The organism is Idiomarina sp. UBA3162 (assembly GCF_002364475.1).
Taxonomy (GTDB): Bacteria; Pseudomonadota; Gammaproteobacteria; order Enterobacterales; family Alteromonadaceae; genus Idiomarina.
The window spans coordinates 1-23,563 of record NZ_DEYI01000046.1; the positions used below are offsets into that span (position 1 = coordinate 1).

At 47.8% G+C, this 23,563-nt stretch carries 24 protein-coding genes; 7 read left to right on the forward strand and 17 right to left on the reverse strand.

The annotated features are described in order from the left end of the window. On the reverse strand, window positions 1–1,085 hold a 1,085-nt coding region (glnA, locus tag B2X00_RS05085; RefSeq protein WP_290486380.1), incomplete at its 3' end, for a type I glutamate--ammonia ligase. Between the two features lie 402 nt (window positions 1,086–1,487). On the opposite strand from glnA, the gene typA reads away from it, so the two are divergent. Beyond that, on the forward strand, window positions 1,488–3,326 hold the full coding sequence (gene typA / locus B2X00_RS05090; RefSeq protein ID WP_272977697.1) for a translational GTPase TypA: 1,839 nt from the start codon (window positions 1,488–1,490) through the stop codon (window positions 3,324–3,326). Window positions 3,327–3,390: 64 nt separating this feature from the next. Here the strand turns inward: typA and trhA are convergent, their stop codons facing one another. Together trhA and B2X00_RS05100 are read right to left on the reverse strand one after the other, a co-directional pair. After that, on the reverse strand, window positions 3,391–4,053 hold the full coding sequence (gene trhA / locus B2X00_RS05095) for a PAQR family membrane homeostasis protein TrhA (RefSeq protein ID WP_290486381.1): 663 nt from the start codon (window positions 4,051–4,053) through the stop codon (window positions 3,391–3,393). Beyond that, on the reverse strand, window positions 4,050–4,331 hold the full coding sequence (locus tag B2X00_RS05100) for a DUF3081 domain-containing protein (RefSeq protein ID WP_006954570.1): 282 nt from the start codon (window positions 4,329–4,331) through the stop codon (window positions 4,050–4,052). The genes trhA and B2X00_RS05100 overlap by 4 nt, the downstream gene beginning before the upstream one ends. Window positions 4,332–4,544: 213 nt before the next feature. Between B2X00_RS05100 and B2X00_RS05105 the strand changes: the two genes are divergently transcribed. Then, on the forward strand, window positions 4,545–5,159 hold the full coding sequence (locus B2X00_RS05105) for a TetR family transcriptional regulator (protein WP_290486382.1): 615 nt from the start codon (window positions 4,545–4,547) through the stop codon (window positions 5,157–5,159). On the opposite strand, the gene B2X00_RS05110 is transcribed toward B2X00_RS05105, so the two are convergent. The 5 genes from B2X00_RS05110 to B2X00_RS05130 form a co-directional block, all read right to left on the reverse strand. Beyond that, on the reverse strand, window positions 5,156–5,662 hold the full coding sequence (locus tag B2X00_RS05110; RefSeq protein WP_006954572.1) for an MgtC/SapB family protein: 507 nt from the start codon (window positions 5,660–5,662) through the stop codon (window positions 5,156–5,158). The genes B2X00_RS05105 and B2X00_RS05110 overlap by 4 nt on opposite strands. Then, the gene (locus B2X00_RS05115) at window positions 5,662–6,174 is read right to left on the reverse strand and encodes an NADPH-dependent FMN reductase (protein ID WP_290486383.1); all 513 of its coding nucleotides are present in this window, start codon (window positions 6,172–6,174) and stop codon (window positions 5,662–5,664) included. The genes B2X00_RS05110 and B2X00_RS05115 overlap by 1 nt, the downstream gene beginning before the upstream one ends. A gap of 21 nt (window positions 6,175–6,195) precedes the next feature. Next, the gene (locus B2X00_RS05120) at window positions 6,196–6,840 is read right to left on the reverse strand and encodes a DUF2959 domain-containing protein (RefSeq protein WP_071462130.1); all 645 of its coding nucleotides are present in this window, start codon (window positions 6,838–6,840) and stop codon (window positions 6,196–6,198) included. After that, window positions 6,840–7,076 (reverse strand): YqaE/Pmp3 family membrane protein, encoded by a 237-nt coding sequence (locus B2X00_RS05125; protein ID WP_006954575.1) that lies wholly within the window; start codon window positions 7,074–7,076, stop codon window positions 6,840–6,842. Before B2X00_RS05125 ends, B2X00_RS05120 begins: the two co-directional genes overlap by 1 nt. Window positions 7,077–7,154: 78 nt before the next feature. Next, window positions 7,155–7,871, reverse strand: a complete 717-nt coding sequence (locus B2X00_RS05130; RefSeq protein WP_290486384.1) for an SDR family NAD(P)-dependent oxidoreductase — start codon at window positions 7,869–7,871, stop codon at window positions 7,155–7,157. Between the two features lie 65 nt (window positions 7,872–7,936). Here B2X00_RS05130 and B2X00_RS05135 point away from each other — a divergent pair, with 65 nt between their 5' ends. The 3 genes from B2X00_RS05135 to B2X00_RS05145 are packed head-to-tail and all read left to right on the forward strand — an operon-like array spanning window position 7,937 to window position 10,184. Further along, entirely contained in the window at window positions 7,937–8,785 is an 849-nt protein-coding gene (locus B2X00_RS05135) for a virulence factor BrkB family protein (RefSeq protein ID WP_071462132.1), read from the forward strand. A gap of 54 nt (window positions 8,786–8,839) precedes the next feature. Continuing rightward, complete coding sequence (dtd, locus tag B2X00_RS05140; RefSeq protein ID WP_290486385.1) at window positions 8,840–9,280, forward strand: D-aminoacyl-tRNA deacylase; 441 nt, start codon at window positions 8,840–8,842, stop codon at window positions 9,278–9,280. A gap of 1 nt (window position 9,281) precedes the next feature. Beyond that, on the forward strand, window positions 9,282–10,184 hold the full coding sequence (locus B2X00_RS05145; protein ID WP_290486386.1) for a bifunctional GNAT family N-acetyltransferase/hotdog fold thioesterase: 903 nt from the start codon (window positions 9,282–9,284) through the stop codon (window positions 10,182–10,184). On the opposite strand, the gene hutH is transcribed toward B2X00_RS05145, so the two are convergent. Genes hutH through hutC form a run of 3 tightly spaced genes read right to left on the reverse strand, consistent with a single transcriptional unit; the run spans window position 10,181 to window position 14,118 of the window. Then, the gene (gene hutH, locus B2X00_RS05150; RefSeq protein WP_290486387.1) at window positions 10,181–11,707 is read right to left on the reverse strand and encodes a histidine ammonia-lyase; all 1,527 of its coding nucleotides are present in this window, start codon (window positions 11,705–11,707) and stop codon (window positions 10,181–10,183) included. The two genes, B2X00_RS05145 and hutH, sit on opposite strands and share 4 nt — an antisense overlap. A gap of 9 nt (window positions 11,708–11,716) precedes the next feature. After that, entirely contained in the window at window positions 11,717–13,390 is a 1,674-nt protein-coding gene (gene hutU / locus B2X00_RS05155; RefSeq protein ID WP_290486388.1) for a urocanate hydratase, read from the reverse strand. A gap of 14 nt (window positions 13,391–13,404) precedes the next feature. Then, window positions 13,405–14,118, reverse strand: coding sequence for a histidine utilization repressor (gene hutC / locus B2X00_RS05160; RefSeq protein ID WP_290486389.1), 714 nt, complete (start codon window positions 14,116–14,118; stop codon window positions 13,405–13,407). 127 nt (window positions 14,119–14,245) lie between these two features. Between hutC and hutI the strand changes: the two genes are divergently transcribed. Next, the gene (gene hutI / locus B2X00_RS05165; protein WP_290486390.1) at window positions 14,246–15,466 is read left to right on the forward strand and encodes an imidazolonepropionase; all 1,221 of its coding nucleotides are present in this window, start codon (window positions 14,246–14,248) and stop codon (window positions 15,464–15,466) included. On the opposite strand, the gene B2X00_RS05170 is transcribed toward hutI, so the two are convergent. Together B2X00_RS05170 and rraA are read right to left on the reverse strand one after the other, a co-directional pair. Continuing rightward, entirely contained in the window at window positions 15,417–16,472 is a 1,056-nt protein-coding gene (locus B2X00_RS05170) for a formimidoylglutamase (RefSeq protein WP_290486391.1), read from the reverse strand. The two genes, hutI and B2X00_RS05170, sit on opposite strands and share 50 nt — an antisense overlap. Next, window positions 16,472–16,957 (reverse strand): ribonuclease E activity regulator RraA, encoded by a 486-nt coding sequence (gene rraA, locus B2X00_RS05175; protein WP_071462140.1) that lies wholly within the window; start codon window positions 16,955–16,957, stop codon window positions 16,472–16,474. The genes B2X00_RS05170 and rraA overlap by 1 nt, the downstream gene beginning before the upstream one ends. 170 nt (window positions 16,958–17,127) lie before the next feature. Between rraA and B2X00_RS05180 the strand changes: the two genes are divergently transcribed. Then, window positions 17,128–19,194: a putative bifunctional diguanylate cyclase/phosphodiesterase gene (locus B2X00_RS05180; RefSeq protein ID WP_290486392.1), complete on the forward strand. Its 2,067-nt coding sequence runs from the start codon at window positions 17,128–17,130 to the stop codon at window positions 19,192–19,194. A gap of 11 nt (window positions 19,195–19,205) precedes the next feature. On the opposite strand, the gene hslU is transcribed toward B2X00_RS05180, so the two are convergent. The 4 genes from hslU to argS form a co-directional block, all read right to left on the reverse strand. Beyond that, entirely contained in the window at window positions 19,206–20,549 is a 1,344-nt protein-coding gene (hslU, locus tag B2X00_RS05185; RefSeq protein WP_290486393.1) for an HslU--HslV peptidase ATPase subunit, read from the reverse strand. Between the two features lie 10 nt (window positions 20,550–20,559). Then, complete coding sequence (gene hslV, locus B2X00_RS05190; RefSeq protein WP_290486394.1) at window positions 20,560–21,105, reverse strand: ATP-dependent protease subunit HslV; 546 nt, start codon at window positions 21,103–21,105, stop codon at window positions 20,560–20,562. A gap of 125 nt (window positions 21,106–21,230) precedes the next feature. After that, window positions 21,231–21,794 (reverse strand): SPOR domain-containing protein, encoded by a 564-nt coding sequence (locus B2X00_RS05195; protein ID WP_290486395.1) that lies wholly within the window; start codon window positions 21,792–21,794, stop codon window positions 21,231–21,233. A 3-nt stretch (window positions 21,795–21,797) separates the two neighbouring features. Next, window positions 21,798–23,540 (reverse strand): arginine--tRNA ligase, encoded by a 1,743-nt coding sequence (gene argS / locus B2X00_RS05200; RefSeq protein ID WP_290486396.1) that lies wholly within the window; start codon window positions 23,538–23,540, stop codon window positions 21,798–21,800. Window positions 23,541–23,563: the final 23 nt, after the last annotated feature.

The following is a 23,563-nucleotide window of genomic DNA, read 5'->3' on the forward strand; positions in this document are numbered from 1 at the left end:
GGGAAGCGTACTTCGATACGACGCGCTTTGGCACTCGATACCAATGGAATACGAATCGATGCAGAACGGTTACGTGCTGAGTAAGCCAGCATGACCGGTGCTTCAAACCCTGGTACCAAACGTTTGTACGAGTTAGTCGATGGGTTAGTAAACGCATTGATAGCACGTGCGTGCTTAATGATACCGCCGATGTAATATAACGCGGTTTCGCTCAAGCCTGCGTATTGGTCGCCAGCAAACAAGTTTTGACCATCTTTCGCAAGTGACATGTGAACATGCATACCAGAGCCGTTATCACCCACTAATGGCTTAGGCATAAAGGTAGCGGTCATGCCATAGGAATGCGCTACGTTGTGCACCACATATTTGTAGATTTGAATCTCGTCGGCTTTCTTAGTCAGGCTATTGAACTGAGTTGCCACTTCGTTCTGACCCGCTGTTGCTACTTCGTGGTGATGCGCTTCAACCACCAAGCCCATGTCTTCCATCACCAAACTCATAGTGCCACGAATATCGTGCGCAGAGTCAACCGGAGGCACTGGGAAGTAACCGCCTTTTACGCCCGGGCGGTGCGCCAAATTACCTTCTGAATATTCACGACCCGAGTTCCACTTTGCTTCCTCGGCATCGATCTTGTAGAACGAGCCGCTCATGTCGGTGTGGAAACGAACATCGTTGAATAAGAAAAACTCTGGCTCAGGGCCAAAGAATGCGCTGTCAGCTACGCCTGATGCTTGCAAGAACTCTTCTGCGCGTTTCGCGATAGAACGAGGATCGCGGCTATAGCCTTGCATGGTATCGGGTTCTAAAATGTCACACCGTACGTTCAGTGTCATTTCGTCGGTGAACGGATCGAGTACCAACGACTCTGCGTCTGGCATCAACACCATGTCTGACTCGTTAATACCTTTCCAGCCAGCGATTGATGAACCGTCAAACATCTTACCTTCTTCAAAGAAGTCGTCGTCGATTTGCGACACCGGGATTGTGACGTGCTGTTCTTTACCCTTTGTATCGGTAAAGCGTAAGTCGACGAATTTGACGTCATGCTCTTTAATGGCGTCGAAAATCTTACTTGCTGACATGTTTTCCTCCAGCGGAATCTTGAATATCAAAAGTCAAAATAAACATATATCAATAACTGATTAAATCCAGTTTTATACAGCTATTGTTGTGTACCTCTTAGGATGCATATTGGATTGCAATCCACGTGCCAAATATATAACCCATTGTTTTTAAAGTTTTTTAATAAATTGGAGTCTCGTTTGAACGTTGAAAGCAACTCAAAATTGCACCAATTTGGATCATTGTAGACTATTTTGGTGCAAATAAGCATTAATTCCTATTGATTCATGTCATTCTGATGAAAAATTCAACAGCCCCTTTTTATATCGTTAGCAAACAGGTAGAATACGCCGCTATTTTCATCAACCCCTTGTCGGTTTAGACAACGTTGTTCACTTTCCGACATCAATAGGCTGTTCTTAATGACAACTCAGGCATTTGATATTAATAAACTTCGCAACATTGCGATTATTGCGCACGTTGACCATGGTAAAACCACATTGGTCGACAAGCTGCTTCAACAATCTGGCACGTTAGAAAGCCGTGGTGAGCTTGAAGAGCGCATCATGGACTCAAACGATCTAGAAAAAGAGCGCGGTATTACCATCCTCGCTAAAAACACAGCGATCAACTGGCAAGACTACCGCATCAACATTCTAGATACCCCTGGCCACGCCGATTTCGGTGGTGAGGTTGAGCGTGTCATGTCAATGGCTGACTCAGTTTTGCTTCTCGTTGACGCTGTTGATGGTCCAATGCCGCAAACACGCTTTGTAACGCAAAAAGCGTTTGCTCACGGACTTAATCCAATCGTCGTTATTAATAAAATTGACCGTCCAGGCGCACGTCCTGACTGGGTTATGGATCAAGTGTTTGATTTGTTCGACAACCTTGGCGCGACCGATGAGCAGTTGGACTTCCCTGTTATTTATGCATCAGCATTGAACGGTTGGGCAAGTTTGGACGCAGAACAATCGGGCGGCGATATGACGCCATTGTTCGAAACTATCGTTGACCAAGTCAGTCATCCAGATGCGGATCCTGAAGGCGATCTGCAAATGCAGATTTCTCAGTTGGACTACTCAAGCTACTTAGGTGTTATCGGTATCGGCCGTGTTACTCAAGGTAGCGTTAAGGTTAACCAACAAGTGACTATCGTGGGCGCCGACGGCGAAACACGCAATGGTAAAGTTGGCCAGGTATTTAACTACCTTGGTTTAGACCGTATCGATGCGCAAGCTGCGCACGCAGGTGATATCTGTGCGATTACGGGTTTAGGTGAATTAAAAATCTCTGACACAGTATGCGCGGTGGGTAAACCCAACCCGCTTAAGCCATTGACGGTTGACGAACCAACAGTGACCATGACTTTCCAAGTCAACACGTCACCGTTCGCGGGTAAAGAAGGTAAGTTCGTAACCTCTCGCCAGATCCTTGAGCGTTTACAACAAGAACTGGTTCACAACGTTGCACTACGCGTTGAAGAAACCGATAACCCGGATAAGTTCCGTGTATCAGGTCGTGGTGAATTACACTTGGGTGTTTTAATCGAAAACATGCGTCGTGAAGGCTTCGAACTCGCAGTATCGCGTCCAGAAGTTATCATCAAGCATGAAGACGGCCAGAAAATGGAACCGTACGAAACACTGACGGTTGATATCGAAGACCAACACCAAGGTGCTGTCATGGAAAAACTTGGCTTACGTAAAGCCGAGATGACTGACATGAACCCAGATGGTAAAGGCCGTGTACGTATCGACTTTGAAGTACCTAGCCGTGGCTTGATTGGTTTCCAAACCGAATTCATGACCCTGACTTCAGGTACCGGTTTGATGTACCACACTTTTGATCACTACGGCCCACATAAAGGCGGTACTATCGGTCAACGTGTGAACGGCGTATTGATTTCAAACGCACAGGGTAAAGCACTGACTTATGCGCTGTTCAACTTGCAAGAGCGTGGTAAGTTGTTCGCATCACACGGTGACGAAGTATACGAAGGTCAAATCATCGGTATTCATAACCGTTCAAATGACCTGACGGTTAACTGTTTGAAAGGTAAGCAGCTGACTAACGTACGTGCTTCAGGTACTGACGACGCACAAACCTTGAGCCCACCGATCCGTTATACACTTGAGCAAGCGCTTGAGTTCATTAACGATGACGAATTGGTTGAGGTGACGCCGGTGTCAATCCGTATTCGTAAGCGTATGCTGACTGAAAACGAGCGTAAGCGCGCGAGTCGCGAACCGAAAAGCTAAGTCGCTGCGTGATGAGATACAAAAAACCCGCCAACCGGCGGGTTTTTTTATGCGCGATAATTAATCATTGCGCTGCCAAAAGGTCAGGCTGCGGCAACACATAATAGAAAATCGAGAAAAAGTGTAGAATGCTCCCCGCTAGCACAAATAAGTGCCAAATCGCATGGTGATAAGGCATCTGCTTGCGCACGTAAAATATCACACCCAAGGTGTATGCAAGACCACCTGCAAGCAACAGTAGTAACCCGCCTGTGTCAACGTTGTCGAGCATCGGCTTAATTGCCACCAACGCCATCCAGCCGAGGCCAAGATACAACGTCAAAGACAACCACTTCGGTGGATTCTTCACAACGAGCTCTAGAATCACGCCGAATAATGCGATTCCCCAGACCACACCAAGCAATGACCAACCCCAAGGTCCTCGCAAATTAATCAGCGCAAAGGGTGTGTAGGTGCCCGCGATAAGTACAAATATAGCGGCGTGGTCTAACTGTTGGAATACAGCTTTGATACGCGGCCATGGAAAAGCGTGATACAACGTTGAGGCCGTGTACAGCAGAATGAGGCTAGCCCCATAAATACTCGCTGCCACCACATGCCAAGTATCGCCGTAGGCGACAGACCAAACCAGCATCACCACCAACCCAACGATGCTCAGTACCGCGCCTATGCCATGCGTTAGCGCATGAGCGACTTCTTCTAAAACGGTATACGACTTATTACTCATCCACGCTCCAAACCTGGGGTTTCGTAGCCTTCACTGATATTTTTAAGCGCACGAATGAATTGGTCGAACTGCTTGCCATTGTCGTAATCTAGACGGTATTTGTTATGAAACTCTAACGTCAGCTTTACGCCGTGGCCTTCCAAAAATACGGTGTAACCATCATGGTCAGTATACGCAGTAATACCATCAAGGACGTGCTTGCCTTGCTTTGCCTCGCCATGCTCATGGATCTTTTCATAAGCATCTAAAATAAGACGAAAATCGATCTCGTTTTTCATGCACTGTCTCCTTGCTTGTCCATTAATGTATACATATGAGTTATACGCAACATCGCCGTGACTAGACTTGTTCTGCTCCAAATGCCCTTTCAGAGTCTATCGAAATGACTCAGTTGTCAAATACGAACATGTATATAAAATATACATACAATAATGCATGATAAGCAGAAAATCGCTATAATTAGACGGTATTCTAATTTGATGAGGTGTAATTTGGTTAGGCGTACAAAAGAAGATGCGCTCGCGACTCGCTCACAGCTGCTCGATGCGGCAGAGCGTGTATTTAGTGAGCGAGGTGTCACCCATACGTCAATGGCACAGGTCGCCGAGGCTGCGGGTGTCACTCGAGGCGCTATTTATCACCATTTTAGTAATAAAATGGCGTTGATTGAGTCATTAATGGAGCGTGTTCGTTTGCCCATTGATGAAATGCGCGAGCAAATTGCACAACAACCTGAGTTCGATGCCCTTGTCGAAATCCAAGAGCGTACTAATGAGTTTTTAAACCGTGTTGCCACCGATCCACGGGTGCAGGCATTGGCAAACATTCTCATGCATAAGTGCGAATACATTGACGAAGTCAATCCAATCAAATTACGCCATTTAAGTGGCCGCAATGACTGTATCTGTGATGTCGAAGCGTTATTCGAGAAAGCAATTAACGAGGGGCAATTACCCCCCAAAGTGAGCCCACGTATTGCGGTTATCGGGTTATTCGGCTTAGTCGATGGGTTGATTTACAACTGGTTAATGGATGATGGCTACTTCCCACTTGTCGAGTATGGTGAAGCAGCCATAAATACGTATATGAACGGCTTAAAAGCTTAAGGTTCGTTACTATCTGCGCGGCGCTTACGCCAGCCATCGTACTTCTGATGAACGCCGCGCGTAAGCGACTGAAAACTCTCCTCTAGCAAGTCCACGCCCACTAACACCACCACCACGATCAGAGCCAAAGCGAAAGCTGTCGGGTATAATCCTAGCCCAGCAACAACGCCGATTGCTGCTAGCATCCAGATGGTAGCCGCTGATGTGACGCCGACCACCACGCCATCTTTAGCGAGCATCACGCCAGCACCAAGAAAGCCAATGCCCGTGATCACTTGCCCAATAATGCGCGACGCATCGGTATGATCATTCATCACCAGTTTGGCACTTACTAAGAATACGTAGGTACCCAGTGTGATTAGTGCTGAAGTTCGAATACCGACAGGTTTACCACGAATTTGCCGCTCAAGCCCTACGATGGCACCACTGGCAATCGCAGTGGCAATGCCCTTCCAAGTGAAGGGCGCCATGTGTTCAAACACCAGGATGTCCGAGAGACTCATCAGTCACCCTGACTAAGGAAAGTCGATAAAAAATCGTCATCCATTGCCGCGATGGTCTCATCATTGGCATTAGGACAGCAGGCAAAAAGAGGAGCCGTCCACGCCTGAACATTACCCAAGATGTCGCGTAAATGGCTGAGTCCACGGATACCGCCTAGGCCACCCGGCGAAGCAGCTGCAAGTAATACTTTCTTGCCTTTCCACACCTGACCGTCAACACGCGAAGTCCAATCAATCGCATTTTTAATCAGTGGCGAAACAGAGGCGTTATATTCAGGGCTGACAAGCACCACTTTATCAGCCGCGGCAACGGCCTTTGCCAGCTGTTGCATTGCCTTAGGAACACCTTCTGCCTGCTCGTGATCACCGTGGTAGATAGGCGCATCTAACGCATCGGCATCGAGTAACTCAAAATCAAACGTATGCTTTTCGGCAACCTGTACCAAGCGATGCTTTAATTTTGCATTAATTGACTCTTTACGACGACTGCCGCCGATAAACAAAATACTCATGAAAACTCCTGTAATAGTGGGTTAAGCACCGCTGTTCATGCTTTCAATAAAGCGATTAGACTCATCAATGGCAGACTCCATCTCATCAATTAGGTCCGAGATATCGGTCTGTAAACGACTAAATTCACCGCGAATTGCGTCGATAGCGCGCGCGTTCAGGTTGTGTTTGAGATACAACACATTGTCTTGCATCTTTTGTAAAACAGGGTCCATCTTTCCGGCGGCCCGTTCCATCACACGAATGAGCTCACCATAATGACGCTCTGTCTCTCGCAGACGTCGCTCACTCTCGCGGCGCATGGCATCGTTACTGTATAGCTCTAGCTCTTCGCTCCATTCATCAAACAAATCTTGAGCCACATCGTCGACTTCTTCGATACGTTCGTTAACACGCTCAGCGGCGGATTTACTCGCCTCATAATCGTCACGCAGTGCGTTGTAGCGTTCTTCAAGTTCACCACCGTCAAACTGCAGCAGCGCATCTAGGCGTTCGAGAGCCGATTTAAACTCTTCTTGAGCATCGCTTTGCGCATCTTTAGCGTCGTCAACACGATCGACCAAAATATCGCGCTTCTCGATGCCCAATTTCTCCATCGCTCCATAATAGGCACTTTGGCAGCCCACTAAGAACAACAACGTGAAAATACTTAACCCCAGCTTTTTCATTAGTCTCCCCTTACGGCGCGAACCAATCGTTCATCTCGTTTATCTTGGTTGTAACTACGTACGACCAAAATCGCGTGAATGATCGCAAGGATATAAACTAAGCCTAAAGCGCCAAATGAAAAAACAAATAGCACAATGCCTAAAGCTGTGAGTATCACGTTAAATAAGAATTGAAAGATCCGTCCTGTCGTCAACACCGCGAGCGGTGGAATCAAAACAGCTAAAATGTAACGCATAAAACCCCCTGTCGAGATAAATGAAATCCCCCCGTACCACCTCATATTAATGCATTGGTTGCACAATGAATACAAGTCTTAATAGGGCAGTCGTTTGCCATCCCAGTGAAATAAACCACCTGAGTCTTCAGCCTTCAGCCCTTGTATCACCTTAACGATGCGTTCGGCTGAACGCTCAGGCGAATAAAGTTTGTCTTCGGGCACGCGCTTTTGAAATGGTTTCGACAGGCCGGTATCTGTCGTGCCTGGATGAATTGCAGCAACCACAAAGGATTTGTGTGAGCGTTTAAGTTCAATTGATGCCGTTTTGAGCAACATGTTTAACGCCGCTTTACTGGCACGGTAGCTGTACCAACCGCCTAAATAATTATCCTCAATGCTGCCTACTTTCGCTGAAAGTTGAACAAAAAAGCGACTCTTCTTTTTATCCAGCAGTGGTTTACACGCCTTTAGAATCATTAACGGCATCACTGCGTTAACGCTAAAGAGCTTGCTCAAGTTTGCTTCATTTAAATCGTCGAGTTGCTTTTCTGGGAACGTATCATCGTCATGCAGCATGCCGACCGTCGAAACAACGCCCTCGAGCACTTCACCGCGCTGGTTAAATTCAGTCACCCACTGTTCTAGGGGCTCAGCGGTGTAATTCTCTATCGTCGTGTAGTGTACACCGGCAACGCGTTGGTTAATTGGCTGACGCGATACTGCGATAATAGTGCTGTCGTTGAACTTTTGCTTGAGCTCTTTCGTTAGTGAAAGCCCGAGACCACCTGCGGCACCAAAGACTACAATTGCCATCTTGTGCGTTCTCCATCAATATAAGACTCATTCATCGTACGCAGAGATATGTAATTTTGACCAATATGAACTGGAAACTTTGGCTAAAACACGGTTTTAAATTTTCTCGGCATGTCGCACTGCGCAGTCAGTCCGACTCAATTAACGTGACCGCCGGGCACCTAACCTATGTCAGTTTACTATCCTTAGTGCCCCTGTTAGTGGTCACTTTCACGGTATTTTCCGCCTTTCCAGTATTCGATGACCTCAAAAACAACATAGAGAGTGCGCTGTTCGCTAACTTGTTGCCCACTTCAGGCGAGCAGCTGAAAGAATATATCGATCAGTTTGTTGGCAACGCTTCTCAGATGACCGCCGTCGGTATCGCATTTTTATTTTTTGTCGCCGTAGCTCTGATTTCGGCGATAGACTCTGCGTTAAATAATATCTGGCGCGATACCAGTAGCCGACGTTGGACAGTATCTTTTGCCATTTATTGGATGATTTTGACACTCGGACCTGTTCTTATTGGTACGGGTTTGGCGGCAACGTCTTACTTAGTCTCGCTGTCTCAATTTGCAGAAACGTATGTTTCGGGGATTCGTAGTTTTTTGCTGTCGGCGGTACCGGTAGTGACGAGTTTCATCGCCTTTGTACTGCTTTACCAACTCGTGCCGAATAGGCCTGTGAAGTTCCGCTATGCGGCTTTTGGTGCCGCCTTTTCAGCCATACTATTTGAGGTTAGTAAACAACTATTCTCACTCTACATCACCCACTTTCCAACCTATCAGGCGATTTATGGTGCGCTTGCCACGGTGCCCATACTCATCGTTTGGATCTATTTATCATGGTTGATTGTATTGGCCGGTGCGGAGATGACAGTGAGTCTAGAGGAATACCGATTAATCCACAAAAAGCGTACAAAGTCAGATTGATCTGCTTAGCAGAATCGACAACCATATACTGTTTTACGGGCAAGAGTAGGTAGCATGATAGGTTTAATTCAGCGCGTAAGCCGTGCTCAGGTAGATGTAGATAATAACAAAGTTGGCGGAATTGACGCCGGGTTGCTGATATTACTGGGTGTCGAACAGGGTGATAATGAGCAAAAGGCCAAGCGTCTTGCCGAGCGTATTATTCATTATCGCGTATTTACCGATGCGGAAGGAAAAATGAACCAAAGCCTTGTCGACAAAGGTTATGCAACGTTGGTTGTTTCGCAATTCACGCTCGCTGCCGATACGCGCAAAGGACGCCGTCCTAGTTTTTCGAGCGCGGCTCATCCGTCTGATGCGCAAAAGCTGTACCACGTATTTTGCGAACATATCCAAGCACAGGGTGTGCATGTAGAAACCGGCGAATTTGGTGCCGATATGCAAGTTAGTTTGGTGAATGACGGACCTGTCACTTTTGAGTTACGAGTAGATTAATATGTATAAAGTCATTACCCCTACCACCGACACCGAGTTTGAAAAGTACTTTCACTTACGATGGCGTGTACTACGTGAGCCTTTTCAACGCCCGTTAGGTTCGGAACAAGATGAGTATGATCAGGTCGGTTTGCATCGTATGGTCGTCAATGAGGCAAATGACCCTGTCGCCGTCGGCCGATTACATTTTAACAGCCCTGAAGAGGCACAAATACGCTTTATGGCCACAGCGCCGGAGTATCGTGGCGAGGGCCATGGCGTTGCGATTATTTTTGCGCTCGAAAGCGCAGCCCGCGCCGAGGGAGCCACTCACGTTATTATTAACTCTCGCGATACCACAATCGGTTTTTATAAGAAGTGTGGATACCAAGTCGTTGAAGAGGCTGATACAGTCAAAAACCCAATGGCAGAACACCAGCTTAAAAAGTCATTCAGTGAGCAGAACCGTATTATCTATCGCCCAGAATGGTGTGAAGAATTACAGAACACGTGGGCAAAAGATATTCCTATCTCTGATGCTATGGGTATTAAAATTCACCAATATACGGGTCGCATGTTTGAAACACGCGCTCAACTGTCACGTAATATCAACGTGCATGGCACCATGTTCGCAGGTAGCATCTATTCCTTGGGTACGCTCACGTGCTGGGGTCTGTTGCATCTGCAATTGCTTGAGCGTGAACTTGAGGGGTCGGTGGTACTCGGCGACGCTAACATCCACTACCACAAGCCGGTTTCAAGAGAGCCGCGCGCGGTCGCTTATTTAAGTGATGTAACGGGTGATTTCTCAGCGCTAAAAGAAGGCAAGAACGCGCGTATGATGATGAAAGCCCAGATCATGGATGATGAACGGCCTGTGGCTGAATTTACAGGCCGTTTTGTAGTGTTGGCTAAACGTGATTAAGCGGGCGTTATGTCCGCTAGCGTAACGCCTAAGCGACCCGACTTAATCAAATCACTCGCCGCCTTAATATCCGGTGCAAAATAGCGATCTTCCGCGTAATAGGCGACCTGTTCGCGTAAGATAGCGAACACTTCTTCTAGTTTTGCACTGGCTTTTAATGGCCTTCTAAAATTTAAGCCTTGCGCAGCCTCCAACCACTCAATAGCAACAATATCGGCGATATTGTCAGCAATATCACTGATTTTACGCGCTGCAAAGGTTGCCATGGAAACATGATCTTCTTGGTTCGCTGAGGTTGGCAGGCTATCAATCGACGCAGGATGAGCTAATGTTTTGTTCTCTGAGGCGAGTGCCGCCGCAGTCACTTGCACCATCATAAAGCCCGAATTCACACCGCCTTCCTCGACTAGAAACGCAGGCAAGTTGCTCAGATGCTTGTCAATCAATAACGCGCCACGACGTTCTGACATTGCACCGATCTCACTCGCCGCGATAGAAATAATATCTGCCGCCATAGCCACGGGCTCAGCATGGAAGTTACCACCTGAAATAATATCTTCCTGCTCACTAAACACGAGTGGGTTATCGGTCACGCCGTTCGCTTCACGTTCTAAAATCGTCGCTGCGTGCTTCAATTGATCATAAACCGCACCCATCACCTGAGGTTGGCAACGCAAAGAGTAAGGGTCTTGAACCTTCTCACAATTTTCGTGATCTTTAGCAATCTCAGAGCTATCAGTCAGGATATCACGGAATGCAGCCGCCACTTGTTGCTGTCCGATTTGTCCGCGAACTTGGTGAATACGCGCGTCAAACGGTGCGCGTGACCCCATCGCTGCCTCCACTGACAAGGCGCCTACCAGAATCGAGCTATGGAATACACGCTCCACTTTAAACAATCCAGCCAATGCCAATGCGGTGGATGCCTGCGTGCCGTTCAACAATGCGAGACCTTCTTTCGGTGCAAGTTCGAATGGCTCTAAACCCGCTTTAGCCAAGCCTTCTTTGGCTGACATAATCTCACCATTAACACGCACCTCGCCCTCTCCTAACAACGGCAGCACCATGTGTGCCAAAGGCGCCAGATCACCGGATGCGCCAACCGAACCTTTGCTCGGAATACACGGATAGACCTGATGGTTCAGTAGCGCAGTAAGGGCATTGATAACTTTTAAACGGATACCCGAGAAGCCGCGCGCTAGCGAGTTTATTTTTAGCAACAGCATTAGGCGGACGACTTCATCGTCCATAAGCTCACCCGTACCGACCGAATGTGACAACACAATACGGCGCTGTAAGTCGGTTAACTTCTCGGGTGGGATGCGTGTATTGGCGAGTAAGCCAAAGCCGGTATTGATACCATAAACAACGCGCCCTTTATCCAATACTTTTTGCACAGTTGCTGCCGAGCGCTCAATATCTTCGATAGCGGATTCAGCGAGCTCAAGCTGTTGCGGTTCGAAGTACCACGCACGGAGGTCTGCGAGTGTAAGCTGACCTGGGTTTAATGGAAATTGGCTCATTATTACTCCTTATTTCTCGAGCATGGGCAGATCAAGCCCTTGTTCTTGCGCACAGTTCTTCGCGATATCGTAGCCAGCATCTGCATGGCGCATAACCCCGGTACCCGGGTCGTTCCACAAAACACGGCCCAAACGTTGCTCAGCTTCGTCGGTACCATCGGCAACGATAACCACACCCGCGTGCTGGGAGTAACCCATCCCCACGCCGCCGCCATGGTGTAAGCTGACCCAAGTCGCGCCGCCTGCGGTGTTCAAGAGTGCATTCAGTAGCGGCCAATCAGATACGGCGTCGGACCCGTCCGCCATACTCTCGGTTTCGCGGTTGGGGCTAGCAACTGAGCCGCTGTCGAGGTGGTCACGACCAATCACGATAGGCGCTTTCAATTCACCGTTACGCACCATTTCATTAAACGCTTTTGCAATACGGGCACGGTCCTTCAGACCAATCCAGCAAATACGTGAAGGCAAGCCTTGGAAACTAATGCGTTCTTTCGCCATATCCAGCCAGTTATGCAAATGTGGATTATCAGGGATAAGCTCTTTGACTTTGGCGTCGGTCTTGTAAATATCTTCTGGATCGCCTGACAGCGCGACCCAACGGAACGGACCAATACCCTCACAGAATAGCGGACGGATATAGGCCGGTACGAAGCCTGGGAAATCAAAGGCGTTAGCGACACCCTCATCTTGTGCCATCTGGCGAATATTGTTGCCGTAATCCAGTACGGCAGCGCCTTGTTGCTGGAAGTGCAACATTGCTTTCACTTGTACTGCCATTGAGCGTTTGGCTGCAAGCACAGTCGCCTGTGGATCGTTATCTTGCTCAGCCTGATATTTTTCGAGTGTCCAACCCTGAGGTAGATAACCATGCAAGGGATCGTGCGCTGAGGTTTGGTCAGTCACCACATCGGGCGTTACGTTCCGTTGTTTTAGTTCTTCGTAAACGTCAGCGGCGTTCCCGAGTAATCCAACCGAAATGGCTTTACCTTCCGCCATGGCGTTGTTCATTAATTCCAACGCCTCATCCAAACTGGTCGCTTTGTGGTCCACATAACGTGTGCGGAGTCTAAAGTCGATGCGGCTCTCGTCACACTCAACCGCAAGCATACAAAAGCCCGCCATCGTTGCAGCCAGTGGTTGAGCACCACCCATGCCGCCTAGACCACCCGTTAGAATCCATTTCCCGGCAGCATCACCCTCAAAGTGCTTGCGCGCTACCGCACCAAACGTTTCATAGGTGCCTTGAACAATGCCTTGTGAACCGATATAGATCCAAGAGCCAGCGGTCATCTGACCGTACATCATCAGACCCTTTTTATCGAGTTCGTTAAAGTGCTCCCAATTCGCCCATTCGGGCACCAAGTTAGAGTTCGCAATAAGCACTCGCGGCGCGTTCTCGTGAGTCGGAAATACACCGACTGGTTTACCTGACTGGACTAAGAGTGACTCGTTCGGTTTTAACCGTTCAAGCGTCTCAACGATTTTGTCAAAACACTCCCAACTGCGAGCCGCACGACCAATACCGCCGTATACGACGAGCGCTTGTGGATGTTCTGCCACTTCTTCATCGAGGTTATTCATTAACATGCGCTTGGCAGCTTCAATTTGCCAGTTCGCGCAGGTTAACTCCGCGCCACGATCAGCACGGATAACGCGCGACTTATCTAAACGGGTAAATGACATGATTGACTCCTGTATTAATCTGATTTTGGCGCATCAAAGTTCATATGTCCGCCTAATTTGAATCGTGAGCCCGGATGCGTCAGTATCGCGTAACTCACGACTCCGCCTGAACTCCATGTCCGGCGTATGATTCTCAAACATGGCTCATCGCGACTAATTTGTAGTAATTGACACACTGAAGAAATTGGATGAATGGCTTCAATTTGGTGACTTGCTTCAGTCAGCGGCGTAACCACGCATAAATATTCGTGGGGCGTCACTTTGGTGTAATCTTGCTTTAAATAATCCGGCACCAACTTAGGATTTACGTAACGCTCCTCTAGCTGCACCGGTAAATCGTTTTCCAAGTGCGTAATGGTGGAGTGCAAGACTTCGCTACCCGGTTCAATTTGTAATGCCTCGGCGACTTGGCTTGACGCATCCTGAATTCGTAAATGATGAACCTTGGCGCGGTATTCATGACCACGGTCGCGTACTTCATCAGCAATGTTTTTAATCGCCATAAATGATGTTTGTGACTTAATCGGTGCCACAAACGTACCAGCGCCCTGTGTTCGAATCACCAAACCTTCGTCTGCCAACTCTTGTAAGGCGCGACGGGCGGTCATGCGGCTAACAGAGAACTGTTCAGCGAGCGCATTTTCAGAACTGACAGGATGATTTTCCGGCCATTCGCCTGTCTCGATTTTGTCGTAAATGAATTGTTTGATATTGGAAAACTTGGCCATAGGACACCCAGCGGCATAAGCGTTGAACATGACAAAAAGTTTAGATCAGATCATTTGTCTATACAACCTGTATTTGCTAATCTAACAGGTATCATCTTGCCAAGTAGAATCGTAAGAGCCATACATCATGCAACGAATCGAGAATATTCAACTAGTTACTTTAGATGCTGAGCTATCCGACTATGGATTAATTGAAGATGCCATCGTGATTATTAACGGTAAGCACATCGAATGGGCGGGGCCCGCTTTTGATGCGCCGTCCACACCGACAGCCGAGGTCATTGATGGTCAAGGTGGTTTAATGACACCTGGGTTAGTTGATTGCCATACTCACTTAGTCTGGGCAGGCTCGCGTGCTAACGAATTTGCTCAACGGTTGCATGGCGCTACTTATGCTGAGATTGCGCAAGCCGGAGGCGGCATAGCCGCAACCGTGCGAGCGACCCGAGAAGCAAGCTATGATGAGCTACTACAACTGGCACTAAAGCGAGCTAAAGCACTTATCGCGCAGGGTGTAACAACACTTGAGATTAAATCGGGCTATGGCCTCGACCTTGCGACCGAGCGCAAACAATTGCAAGTGGCACGTGCTGTCGGCGACCAGTTACCTGTACGGGTAAAAACCACATTACTGGCGGCTCATGCGATTCCACCGGAGTTCAAAAATAACGCTGACGGCTATATCGATGAAATCGTAGAGCGCATTCTCCCAACGCTTGCTGATGAGGGACTGGTGGATGCCGTCGATGCGTTCTGTGAATCAATCGGTTTCTCACCGGCGCAAACACAACGCGTATTTGAAGCGGCTCAATCGTTAGGATTACCCGTCAAATTACACGCCGAGCAAATCACGAATCAAAAGGGTGCTCAGCTCGCAGCACAATTTAAAGCGCTTTCGGCCGATCATTTAGAACAACTCGACGAAGAGGGTGTTAAAGCCATGGCGGCGTCCGGCACCGTCGCTGTGCTGCTGCCGGGTGCGTTTTACTTTCTGCGAGATGACCAAGTGCCGCCGATTGAACTGCTACGTCAGCACCGAGTGCCGATGGCGATTGCTACCGATGCTAATCCTGGATCGTCGCCAATTCACAACTTACAGTTGATGCTACAGATGGCGGCGACCTTCTTTAAGTTAACACCGGAAGAGTGTTTGCGCGGCGTCACAGTTAACGCAGCTAAAGCGCTTGGTATGCATGGACAGGTCGGTGAAGTCAAAGCAGGTATGAAAGCTGATTTAGCTTTATGGGACATTCAGGATGCCGCCGAACTGACTTATCAGTTCGGCGTGAATCCACTGATTAAGCGTTGGTACGACGGCGTCGTTCACGTCCCAGCATATAAGCAATAACGAGCTCAGTTAACACTTGCCCCGTTTGCTTTTGACCCTCGTCAAAACCTGTGGGGCATAATGAAGGTGCTGCTTCAGCAAGGTGCAAGTAGGCAGCATCTTCGAGCTCGGCTAAACGTTTCACAAAACTAAATCCTTGCGCCAGGCTCAAGCCACTGTAATTGACTGCACTAGCGGGAACGCCCGTTAAGCAATCGACATCCACCTCGATACCCAGTGGACGTTGCCAGCTGACTGACTTAGCGGCGACTTCATCCATGACTTCTGCAAACGGGCGTCCGATAATGCTGTGAATCGCATGGTAACGCATTCCGGCATCAGCCATTTGTCGCAGGCTTGAGGCTGAATTTTTGGCTTGGTGTAAACCAACAACGTGATAGTGTGATAAAGCCCCATCAACATAGGCATAACTAAAGCCATTGCCGCTGTGTCGACCCTCACGAGCTCTAAAGTCAGCATGGGGATCGAGATTAATAGCCCCACATGGCTGCTGTTTAGCACTCGAAAGACTCTTTAATAGGGGATACGCGTTATTGTGTCCGCCACCGACTAAAATAACCTCGAATCCGCGTTGGAATAACGGTGCCACCACCTCCTGAACGCGCACATCAATCCGTTCAACAAGCTGTCGAATCGTTTGTAAGTCGTGTTCGTTACGGGTGTCTAGCGGTTCTGCCTGACTCATAAGATCACTGCAGTCGACAGAACCTACAAGAAGCAATTCATGCGTGGAGAGTAAACCCGTATGCTGTAAGTTCGCGAAGCTACCTAGGAAAGCCTGCCAGCCACCCTCGGCACCCGGACGACCGAGGTTGCCTTTAACGCCGATGCTTTCGGGCACGCCGACAAGTGCAACGCGTTGGCCCATGTCCCACGCTTTATCCAATGCATCAGAATAAGCACCAGAGGGCAGGCCATTCATGGCTTGCCCGATTTTGGTTTCATGTGGCCGAAGCTTAACGTAACGGCTTAAATCGTCGGCAGTTAAAAACTCAGGCTTTTGCATTATTCGATATCAAGTGGCTCAGGAGATAGAACAACACCAGTGCTGTCCACGTAGATATGGTCCTCGGGTAAGAAGGTCACTCCACCAAAGTTAACTGGAATATCCATCTCACCAATACCCTCGCTCGAAGCACCCACTGGAATTGAAGCGACACCTAAAATGCCAATATCGAGCTCTTCAAGGGCATCGACATCACGCACTGAGCCGTAACAAATGATACCTTCCCAATCGTTATCAAGTGCCTGCTCAGCTATCGCTAAATCGATCAATGCTCGGCGAACTGAACCGCCCCCATCGATCAATAACACTTTACCGCCACCGTCTTGATTCAGTATTTCCTCAATCAATCCTTTGTCTTCATGACATTTCACGATGACCAATTGACCACCGAACGATGAACGTCCCCCGTACGACTCAAACATAGGTTCAACAACATCGACCATGTCTGGGTATAAATCACAAAGTTCTGAGGTATTGTATTCCATGACTGTATCCTGCGTTAGACAGTGCGAATTCACGTAAGTATAACGGTAATTAGTGGTTTTAAAAATGCTCAATACTGGCTTTGTTAAAATCTTTGAACAGTTATACTTGAATTAACATACCAATGGCGCGTAATCTAATGCCACTATAACAATAATTATTACTATTTCTGATGCCTGATCTCGATTTGGTCACCTCTTTGGCGATCGAAACATTAACTCACGTCATCCAAACCCTCATGTTATTAGGGTTTGCGGGTTTGTTGCGCTTTTATTTTAAATCGTACCAACAGACTTACCTGAGTGATTGGTCTATAGCCTGCCTAAGTTATGGTGCGAGCGAGTTCATCAGGGCAATACTGACGGCGAGTGCACTGATCGGCACAACGTACCCGGAATGGGCAAGTCAGAGCCTTTATAGCGGCTCGATCTTTTTACATTACGTTGCGTTAACTTATATCGCACTCGGCGCATTCAACGCCATTAAAGAACGTGATCCCAGCCTTTTCACGCGTCGGGTTCTACTTGTGGTCACCGCGACGGCGGCGATGCTTACGGTAGTTTGGATGTATTCCAATCAAGCCGGCGAACTCACTGTCTTCGAATCTGAGTTACCCAGATTTGTGGTACCTGCCTTGCTCTTTTTGGGCATCAGTTTATTCATGTTTTTGCGCATACCACCGGGCTTTGGGCCAAAAATCGTTGCCTTCGCATTTTTATTTTTAGCCATTAAAAACGTGATTCTATCGGCTATTTTATTATTTACCACAACCATCTACTTAGACTGGATTATCAGCGCTCAAGGCTTATTCACCATTGTCTTTTTAACTATCATCATGGTCGGGATTGTTATCTGGTTGCTTGATTCCGAACGCTCTACTTCATTTTATGCCGTTCAACGTGCCGAATACCTCCATACCCATGACGCACTTACGGGAGTCGCCAACCGCCATCAATTAGTGAGTAAAATCCCCGTTTTAGTTGATTATTGTCGCTCCAACAATCGCCACCTCTCCGTCATGCTACTCGGTGTATCACGCTTTAAATCGGTCAATGAACGACTGGGCATTCGGGGCGGTGACCAGGTGCTAAAAGAGATCGCCCGACGTCTACAACAGTTTAATCGCAAACCTATTGCCGTAGCCCGCATCAGTGGTGATGTCTTTGCTGTCATGTTTGATCATCTGAAAAGTCGTCGCCACATTCTCGATTTAGCTAAAGAGTTACAAAAAGAGATTTCTCGTCCTATTGAAGTCAATCAACGACAGATTTCGTTATCGGTTGGGGTCGGTATTTCGCGCTACCCACAGCACGGTGTAAACGCTGAAATACTGCTTAATAAAGCGACGCTGGCTTTAACCGAAGCCAAGTATCAAAATGCGTCTAACGTTACTTTTTACGAACGTGGTATGGACGACGCATTTTCACAGCTGATTGATATGGAGCCTATTTTACGTAAGGCATTTAAACAAAACGAGTTTGTGCTCTATTTACAGCCTCAGTTTGATTTTGATTATCAGCAGCTCTGTGGTTTTGAAGCATTAATTCGTTGGCAACATCCGGAACGCGGATTACTGTCTCCCGCCGAATTTATCCCACATATAGAGCAACTTGGTTTAACCGAGTTACTGGATAATTGGGTGCTCGAACGCGCTGCTGAGATTCTAAAGGATTGGCAAACGCGGTTTAACCACGTTTGGCCTATCGCGGTTAACCTATCGGCACAACAGTTCCAGCAATCAAAACTCGTAGAACATCTGACTGAACTGATGGATCAGCATCAATTAGACGCAAGTGTTTTAGAATTAGAAATTACTGAAACGGTTGCAATGTCTGACCTCAGCAATGGCATGGATGTCATCAGAAGGTTGCGCGATATTGGTTTTATGGTCGCTATCGACGATTTCGGTACTGGGCATAGTTCACTTGCTTACCTACGCTCATTACCGATTAGTAAAATTAAAATAGACCGTAGTTTTGTCAGTGAACTGCAAGTCAACCGAACCGATGCGACTATTTTAAAAGCGATGATTCGCTTAGCCCATGGTTTGGGTAAACGTGTTATTGCTGAAGGTATCGAGACTCAGGACCAACAGGATATTCTGCAACAACTCGGATGTGACATGATGCAAGGCTACTTCTACTCGCCGCCCATTAAGCTTGAATTAGCAGAACAACTGATTGAAAACGAATTGAAGTTAGGAAGAGAGCCGTTGCCATCCTCGCTGGCAACGGCTTAGATAGTCGCCCGTTATAAAATAAAACGGCTTAGATCTTCATCTTGCGATAGCTCACCGATATATTTGTCGACATACTGAGCGTCAACGCTAATGCTTTCACCGCTATGATCAGTCGCATTAAAGGAAATTTCTTCCATCAAGCGTTCCAGCACTGTATGTAACCGACGTGCACCAATGTTTTCGGTGGTCTCATTGACATGAAAGGCAATTTCGGCAATGCGTTGAATACCATCGTCAGTAAAGGCGATTTCAACACCCTCGGTATTCAGCAATGCTTTGTACTGAGTCGTTAGCGATGCATTTGGCTCTGTCAAAATTCTTACAAAATCGCCACTTGTCAGTGCGTCCAACTCAACACGAATCGGCAAACGACCTTGCAATTCTGGAATCAAATCCGACGGCTTGCTCATCTGGAACGCGCCTGACGCTATAAACAAGATATGGTCGGTGCGGATCATGCCATGTTTCGTATTTACCGTAGTACCCTCAACTAATGGCAGTAAGTCGCGTTGCACACCTTCTCGCGATACATCAGGACCACTGCTGTCACCACGCTTACAAATCTTGTCGATCTCATCAAGGAACACGATACCGTTTTGTTCAACAGACTCGATGGCAGCTTCTTTAACCTCATCGGGATTGAGCAACTTAGCCGCTTCTTCGTCGATCAATTGCTTAAACGCATCTTTGATCTTCATTTTGCGCTTCTTGGTCTTATCGTTGCCCATGTTCTGGAACATGTTTTGTAGCTGTGAAGTCATTTCTTCCATGCCTGGTGGCGCCATGATCTCTACGCCCATTTGCGGCATCGCCAAATCAATTTCGATCTCTTTGTCGTCTAAACTACCTTCGCGTAACTTCTTACGAAACACTTGGCGCGAATGACGCTGGTCATCGTTGCCTTTATCTTCTTCTGCACCCCAGCCGCCTGAGGTACGCGCAGGCGGTAGTAAAACATCTAAAATACGGTCTTCTGCGGCTTCCTCAGCGCGATAACGCACTTTCTGCATCATTTCTTCGCGCTTTTGCTTAACCGCAACATCCGTTAAGTCTTTAACAATGGACTCAATCTCTTTACCCACGTAACCCACTTCAGTGAATTTCGTCGCCTCTACTTTTATAAACGGCGCGCGAGCGAGTTTAGCCAAGCGACGCGCGATCTCTGTCTTACCTACACCGGTTGGACCGATCATTAGAATATTCTTGGGCGTAACTTCATTACGCAAATCATCATCAAGCTGCATCCGACGCCAGCGGTTACGAAGTGCTACAGCAACTGCGCGTTTAGCTTTATCTTGACCAATGATGTGACGGTTAAGTTCATCAACTATTTCTCTTGGGGTCATATCTGACATCGTTTATCCCCTACTTACTTTTTGACGCAGCGATGGATTGCTGCTCTTCGATGGTTTGGTGGCCATTTGTATAAACACAAATGTTGCCTGCAATAGTGAGCGACTTTTCTACAATGTCGCGCGCCGATAATTCGGTATTCTCTAACATGGCGGTTGCTGCAGCTTGCGCGTATGGCCCGCCTGAGCCGATAGCAATCAAATCATTCTCAGGCTGCACGACATCGCCATTACCCGTGATAATCAATGAGGTCTCTTTATCGGCGACAGCCAGCAGCGCTTCCAATCGACGCAGTGCGCGGTCAGTACGCCAATCTTTTGCGAGTTCAACAGCTGCGCGCATCAAGTTACCTTGATGTTGTTCGAGCTTTGATTCGAAGCGTTCAAACAGTGTAAATGCGTCGGCAGTACCGCCTGCAAAGCCAGCCAATACTTGGTCGTGGTATAAACGGCGGACTTTTTTGGCGTTGCCTTTCATGACGGTGTTACCGAGTGATACTTGGCCATCGCCACCAATTGCGACTTTATCGCCGCGTCTTACGGATACTATCGTGGTCAAAACGAAACCCTCTCTAGCTAATGCGGTGAGTTGCAGGCAACGCTGCAACGCGATTACTGACTATTTGAGGGTTTACAGGTGAGATTTCAAGGCATCCTAAGATGCCTTTGCAGTTTTATGCGGTTTTAGTCGAGATTCCAATTCCAAATTGCACAACCGTATATCTTAGCGCGTTGCAGTTTGTGACGGTCTCTTTCAGCGGCTCGCTTGGTTTCATATGGGCCCAAAATCACACGATACCAAAGACCATTGGAACCCTCGGTGCCTCGCACTTGGCTCTCTAGTCCAGCCATCGCGATTTCGGCTCTTAGCCGCTCCGCATCCGACTGCTTCCGAAACGAACCGCATTGCATTAATTTAGGTGGACCGAGCTCTCGCTCTGGCACGTCGACTTCGACTTGCTTACTTTCCAGCTCCTCAATGTACTGCCATTTCTCTTGCGGTTTAGCTGGCAGGTCATCGACGGCTTGCGTGTCAGCTGGTTGCGTCTGCTCGGGGTTATCGCCATCGCCCTTAATCGTTATCAAGCCGTACACAAAAAATGCAATGAGGGCTATAACAATGACAACAGCTAACCACGGGACCTGCCTGGTTTGCTTTGGCGCCGCTCCACGGTTGGACTTTCCGCGTTGAGCGCCCGACTTCCCGGGCTTCTTTTTCGGCTTTGGTTTACGGTTCGCGTAATCCATAACTTACATCTTTTCTAACGTTGGAATACCGAGCAATGATAAACCTTTTTCGAGCGTGTTCGCTGTTAAACGCGCTAGCTTCAGTCGGCTATTACGCACTACCTCGTCCTCTTGATTGAGGATTGGGCAAGCTTCATAGAAGCTCGAGAAGTAACCCGCGAGTTCAAACAAGTAACCACATAAGAAATGCGGCATGGCTTTGTCGAATACACGGTTAACCACTTCCTCAAACCGAACCAGTTGATTTGCTAGGGCGAGTTCACGCTCATCTTCTAGCAGCCAGTCAGCGTCCATATCAAATGAACCCTCACCTAACTTATCGAAAATACTATTCACGCGAGTAAACGCATAGAGTAGATAAGGCGCTGTATTGCCCTCAAACGTAAGCATTAAATCCCAATCGAAAATATAATCCGATGTTCTGTTTTTTGATAAGTCAGCATACTTAACTGAGCTGATGCCCACCACTTTCGCGACAGCTTCTTGCTGTTCTGCGGTCAGATCAGAGTTCTTCTGCTGTAACAGCTCAAGGGCTCTACGCTCCGCTTCATCTAATAAGTCAGCAAGCTTAGTCACACCTCCGTCGCGACTCTTATAAGGACGCCCGTCCTTACCCATGACAGTTCCAAATCCATAATGTTGGGTTTTGATATCACCCTCAATGAATTTGGCTTTACGCGCTAAAGTAAAGATCTGTTCGAAGTGCAGAGATTGACGCGCATCGACAAAATACATCAGATAGTCGCCACCGAGCTCTTTTTGACGATATTGGATTGCAGCCAGGTCAGTAGTCGCATACAAATAACCGCCGCCCTTTTTCTGCACGATAATCGGAAGGGGTTCACCTTCTTTACCTTTAAACTCGTCTAAAAATACGCACTGCGCGCCTTGGTCTTCGACTAAAAGCCCTTGCTCTTTAAGGTGTTCGATAACGCCCGGCAAGCGATCGTTGTACGCACTTTCAGCCATCACATCGTCACGGGTTAACTTCACACCCAAACGGTCATATACTTCCTGACAGTGAGCCAGCGATACATCAATAAACTGATTCCACAGCTTCAAACAGTAGTCATCGCCTGACTGGAGCTTGACGACTAATTCACGTGCCCGCTCAGCAAAATCTTCGCTCTCGTCGAAGCGCTTTTTAGCGGCTTTATAAAACGTTTCTAAGTTGCTGAGCTCATAGTTAGCCGCTTCACTATCCAGCTCTTCCATGTGCGCCAGCAACATCCCAAATTGAGTACCCCAATCACCTACGTGATTTTGGCGAATCACCTTATGGCCCAGCATTTCGGCTGTACGCGATACCGCATCGCCAATAATCGCTGAGCGCAAATGACCTACGTGCATTTCTTTCGCTAAGTTAGGTGATGAATAATCAATGACAATGGTCATTGGCTTTTCAGCAGGCTGAATACCGAGATCAGCGCTACTCAGCATAGTAGTTAACTGACCTTTTAACTGGTCCTGTGCAATCGTAAAGTTAATAAAGCCAGGTCCAGCGATATCGGTTTTGGCAATCAACGTATTCGCGGGAATCGCTTCAATGACCTTTTCCGCTAATTGACGCGGATTCATTTTTGCAGGCTTTGCCAGCATCAACGCCAGATTGGACGCAAAGTCGCCGTGTGACTTATCTCGTGGTCGGTCCAACTGAATCTTCACGGTCTGATCCGTAGGAAGAATACCGTCAGCTTTTAATTGGCCCACAGCATCAGTAATTAACTGTTCGAGTTGCTCTTTCATCGACACGACTACCTGTATTAACG

What these genes read in the sequence shown, in the direction of transcription:
- rraA (WP_071462140.1), bottom strand. Translation starts at nt 16,957, where the DNA reads ATGGAATACAATACCTCAGAACTTTGTGATTTATACCCAGACATGGTC.
- dtd (WP_290486385.1), top strand. Translation starts at nt 8,840, where the DNA reads ATGATAGGTTTAATTCAGCGCGTAAGCCGTGCTCAGGTAGATGTAGAT.
- B2X00_RS05135 (WP_071462132.1), top strand. Translation starts at nt 7,937, where the DNA reads ATGAACTGGAAACTTTGGCTAAAACACGGTTTTAAATTTTCTCGGCAT.
- B2X00_RS05120 (WP_071462130.1), bottom strand. Translation starts at nt 6,840, where the DNA reads ATGAAAAAGCTGGGGTTAAGTATTTTCACGTTGTTGTTCTTAGTGGGC.
- B2X00_RS05170 (WP_290486391.1), bottom strand. Translation starts at nt 16,472, where the DNA reads ATGCAAAAGCCTGAGTTTTTAACTGCCGACGATTTAAGCCGTTACGTT.
- B2X00_RS05125 (WP_006954575.1), bottom strand. Translation starts at nt 7,076, where the DNA reads ATGCGTTACATTTTAGCTGTTTTGATTCCACCGCTCGCGGTGTTGACG.
- B2X00_RS05115 (WP_290486383.1), bottom strand. Translation starts at nt 6,174, where the DNA reads ATGAGTATTTTGTTTATCGGCGGCAGTCGTCGTAAAGAGTCAATTAAT.
- argS (WP_290486396.1), bottom strand. Translation starts at nt 23,540, where the DNA reads ATGAAAGAGCAACTCGAACAGTTAATTACTGATGCTGTGGGCCAATTA.
- B2X00_RS05100 (WP_006954570.1), bottom strand. Translation starts at nt 4,331, where the DNA reads ATGAAAAACGAGATCGATTTTCGTCTTATTTTAGATGCTTATGAAAAG.
- B2X00_RS05145 (WP_290486386.1), top strand. Translation starts at nt 9,282, where the DNA reads ATGTATAAAGTCATTACCCCTACCACCGACACCGAGTTTGAAAAGTAC.
- trhA (WP_290486381.1), bottom strand. Translation starts at nt 4,053, where the DNA reads ATGAGTAATAAGTCGTATACCGTTTTAGAAGAAGTCGCTCATGCGCTA.
- B2X00_RS05130 (WP_290486384.1), bottom strand. Translation starts at nt 7,871, where the DNA reads ATGGCAATTGTAGTCTTTGGTGCCGCAGGTGGTCTCGGGCTTTCACTA.
- B2X00_RS05195 (WP_290486395.1), bottom strand. Translation starts at nt 21,794, where the DNA reads ATGGATTACGCGAACCGTAAACCAAAGCCGAAAAAGAAGCCCGGGAAG.
- B2X00_RS05180 (WP_290486392.1), top strand. Translation starts at nt 17,128, where the DNA reads ATGCCTGATCTCGATTTGGTCACCTCTTTGGCGATCGAAACATTAACT.
- typA (WP_272977697.1), top strand. Translation starts at nt 1,488, where the DNA reads ATGACAACTCAGGCATTTGATATTAATAAACTTCGCAACATTGCGATT.
- hutC (WP_290486389.1), bottom strand. Translation starts at nt 14,118, where the DNA reads ATGGCCAAGTTTTCCAATATCAAACAATTCATTTACGACAAAATCGAG.
- B2X00_RS05110 (WP_006954572.1), bottom strand. Translation starts at nt 5,662, where the DNA reads ATGAGTCTCTCGGACATCCTGGTGTTTGAACACATGGCGCCCTTCACT.
- hutI (WP_290486390.1), top strand. Translation starts at nt 14,246, where the DNA reads ATGCAACGAATCGAGAATATTCAACTAGTTACTTTAGATGCTGAGCTA.
- hutH (WP_290486387.1), bottom strand. Translation starts at nt 11,707, where the DNA reads ATGAGCCAATTTCCATTAAACCCAGGTCAGCTTACACTCGCAGACCTC.
- hslU (WP_290486393.1), bottom strand. Translation starts at nt 20,549, where the DNA reads ATGTCAGATATGACCCCAAGAGAAATAGTTGATGAACTTAACCGTCAC.
- hutU (WP_290486388.1), bottom strand. Translation starts at nt 13,390, where the DNA reads ATGTCATTTACCCGTTTAGATAAGTCGCGCGTTATCCGTGCTGATCGT.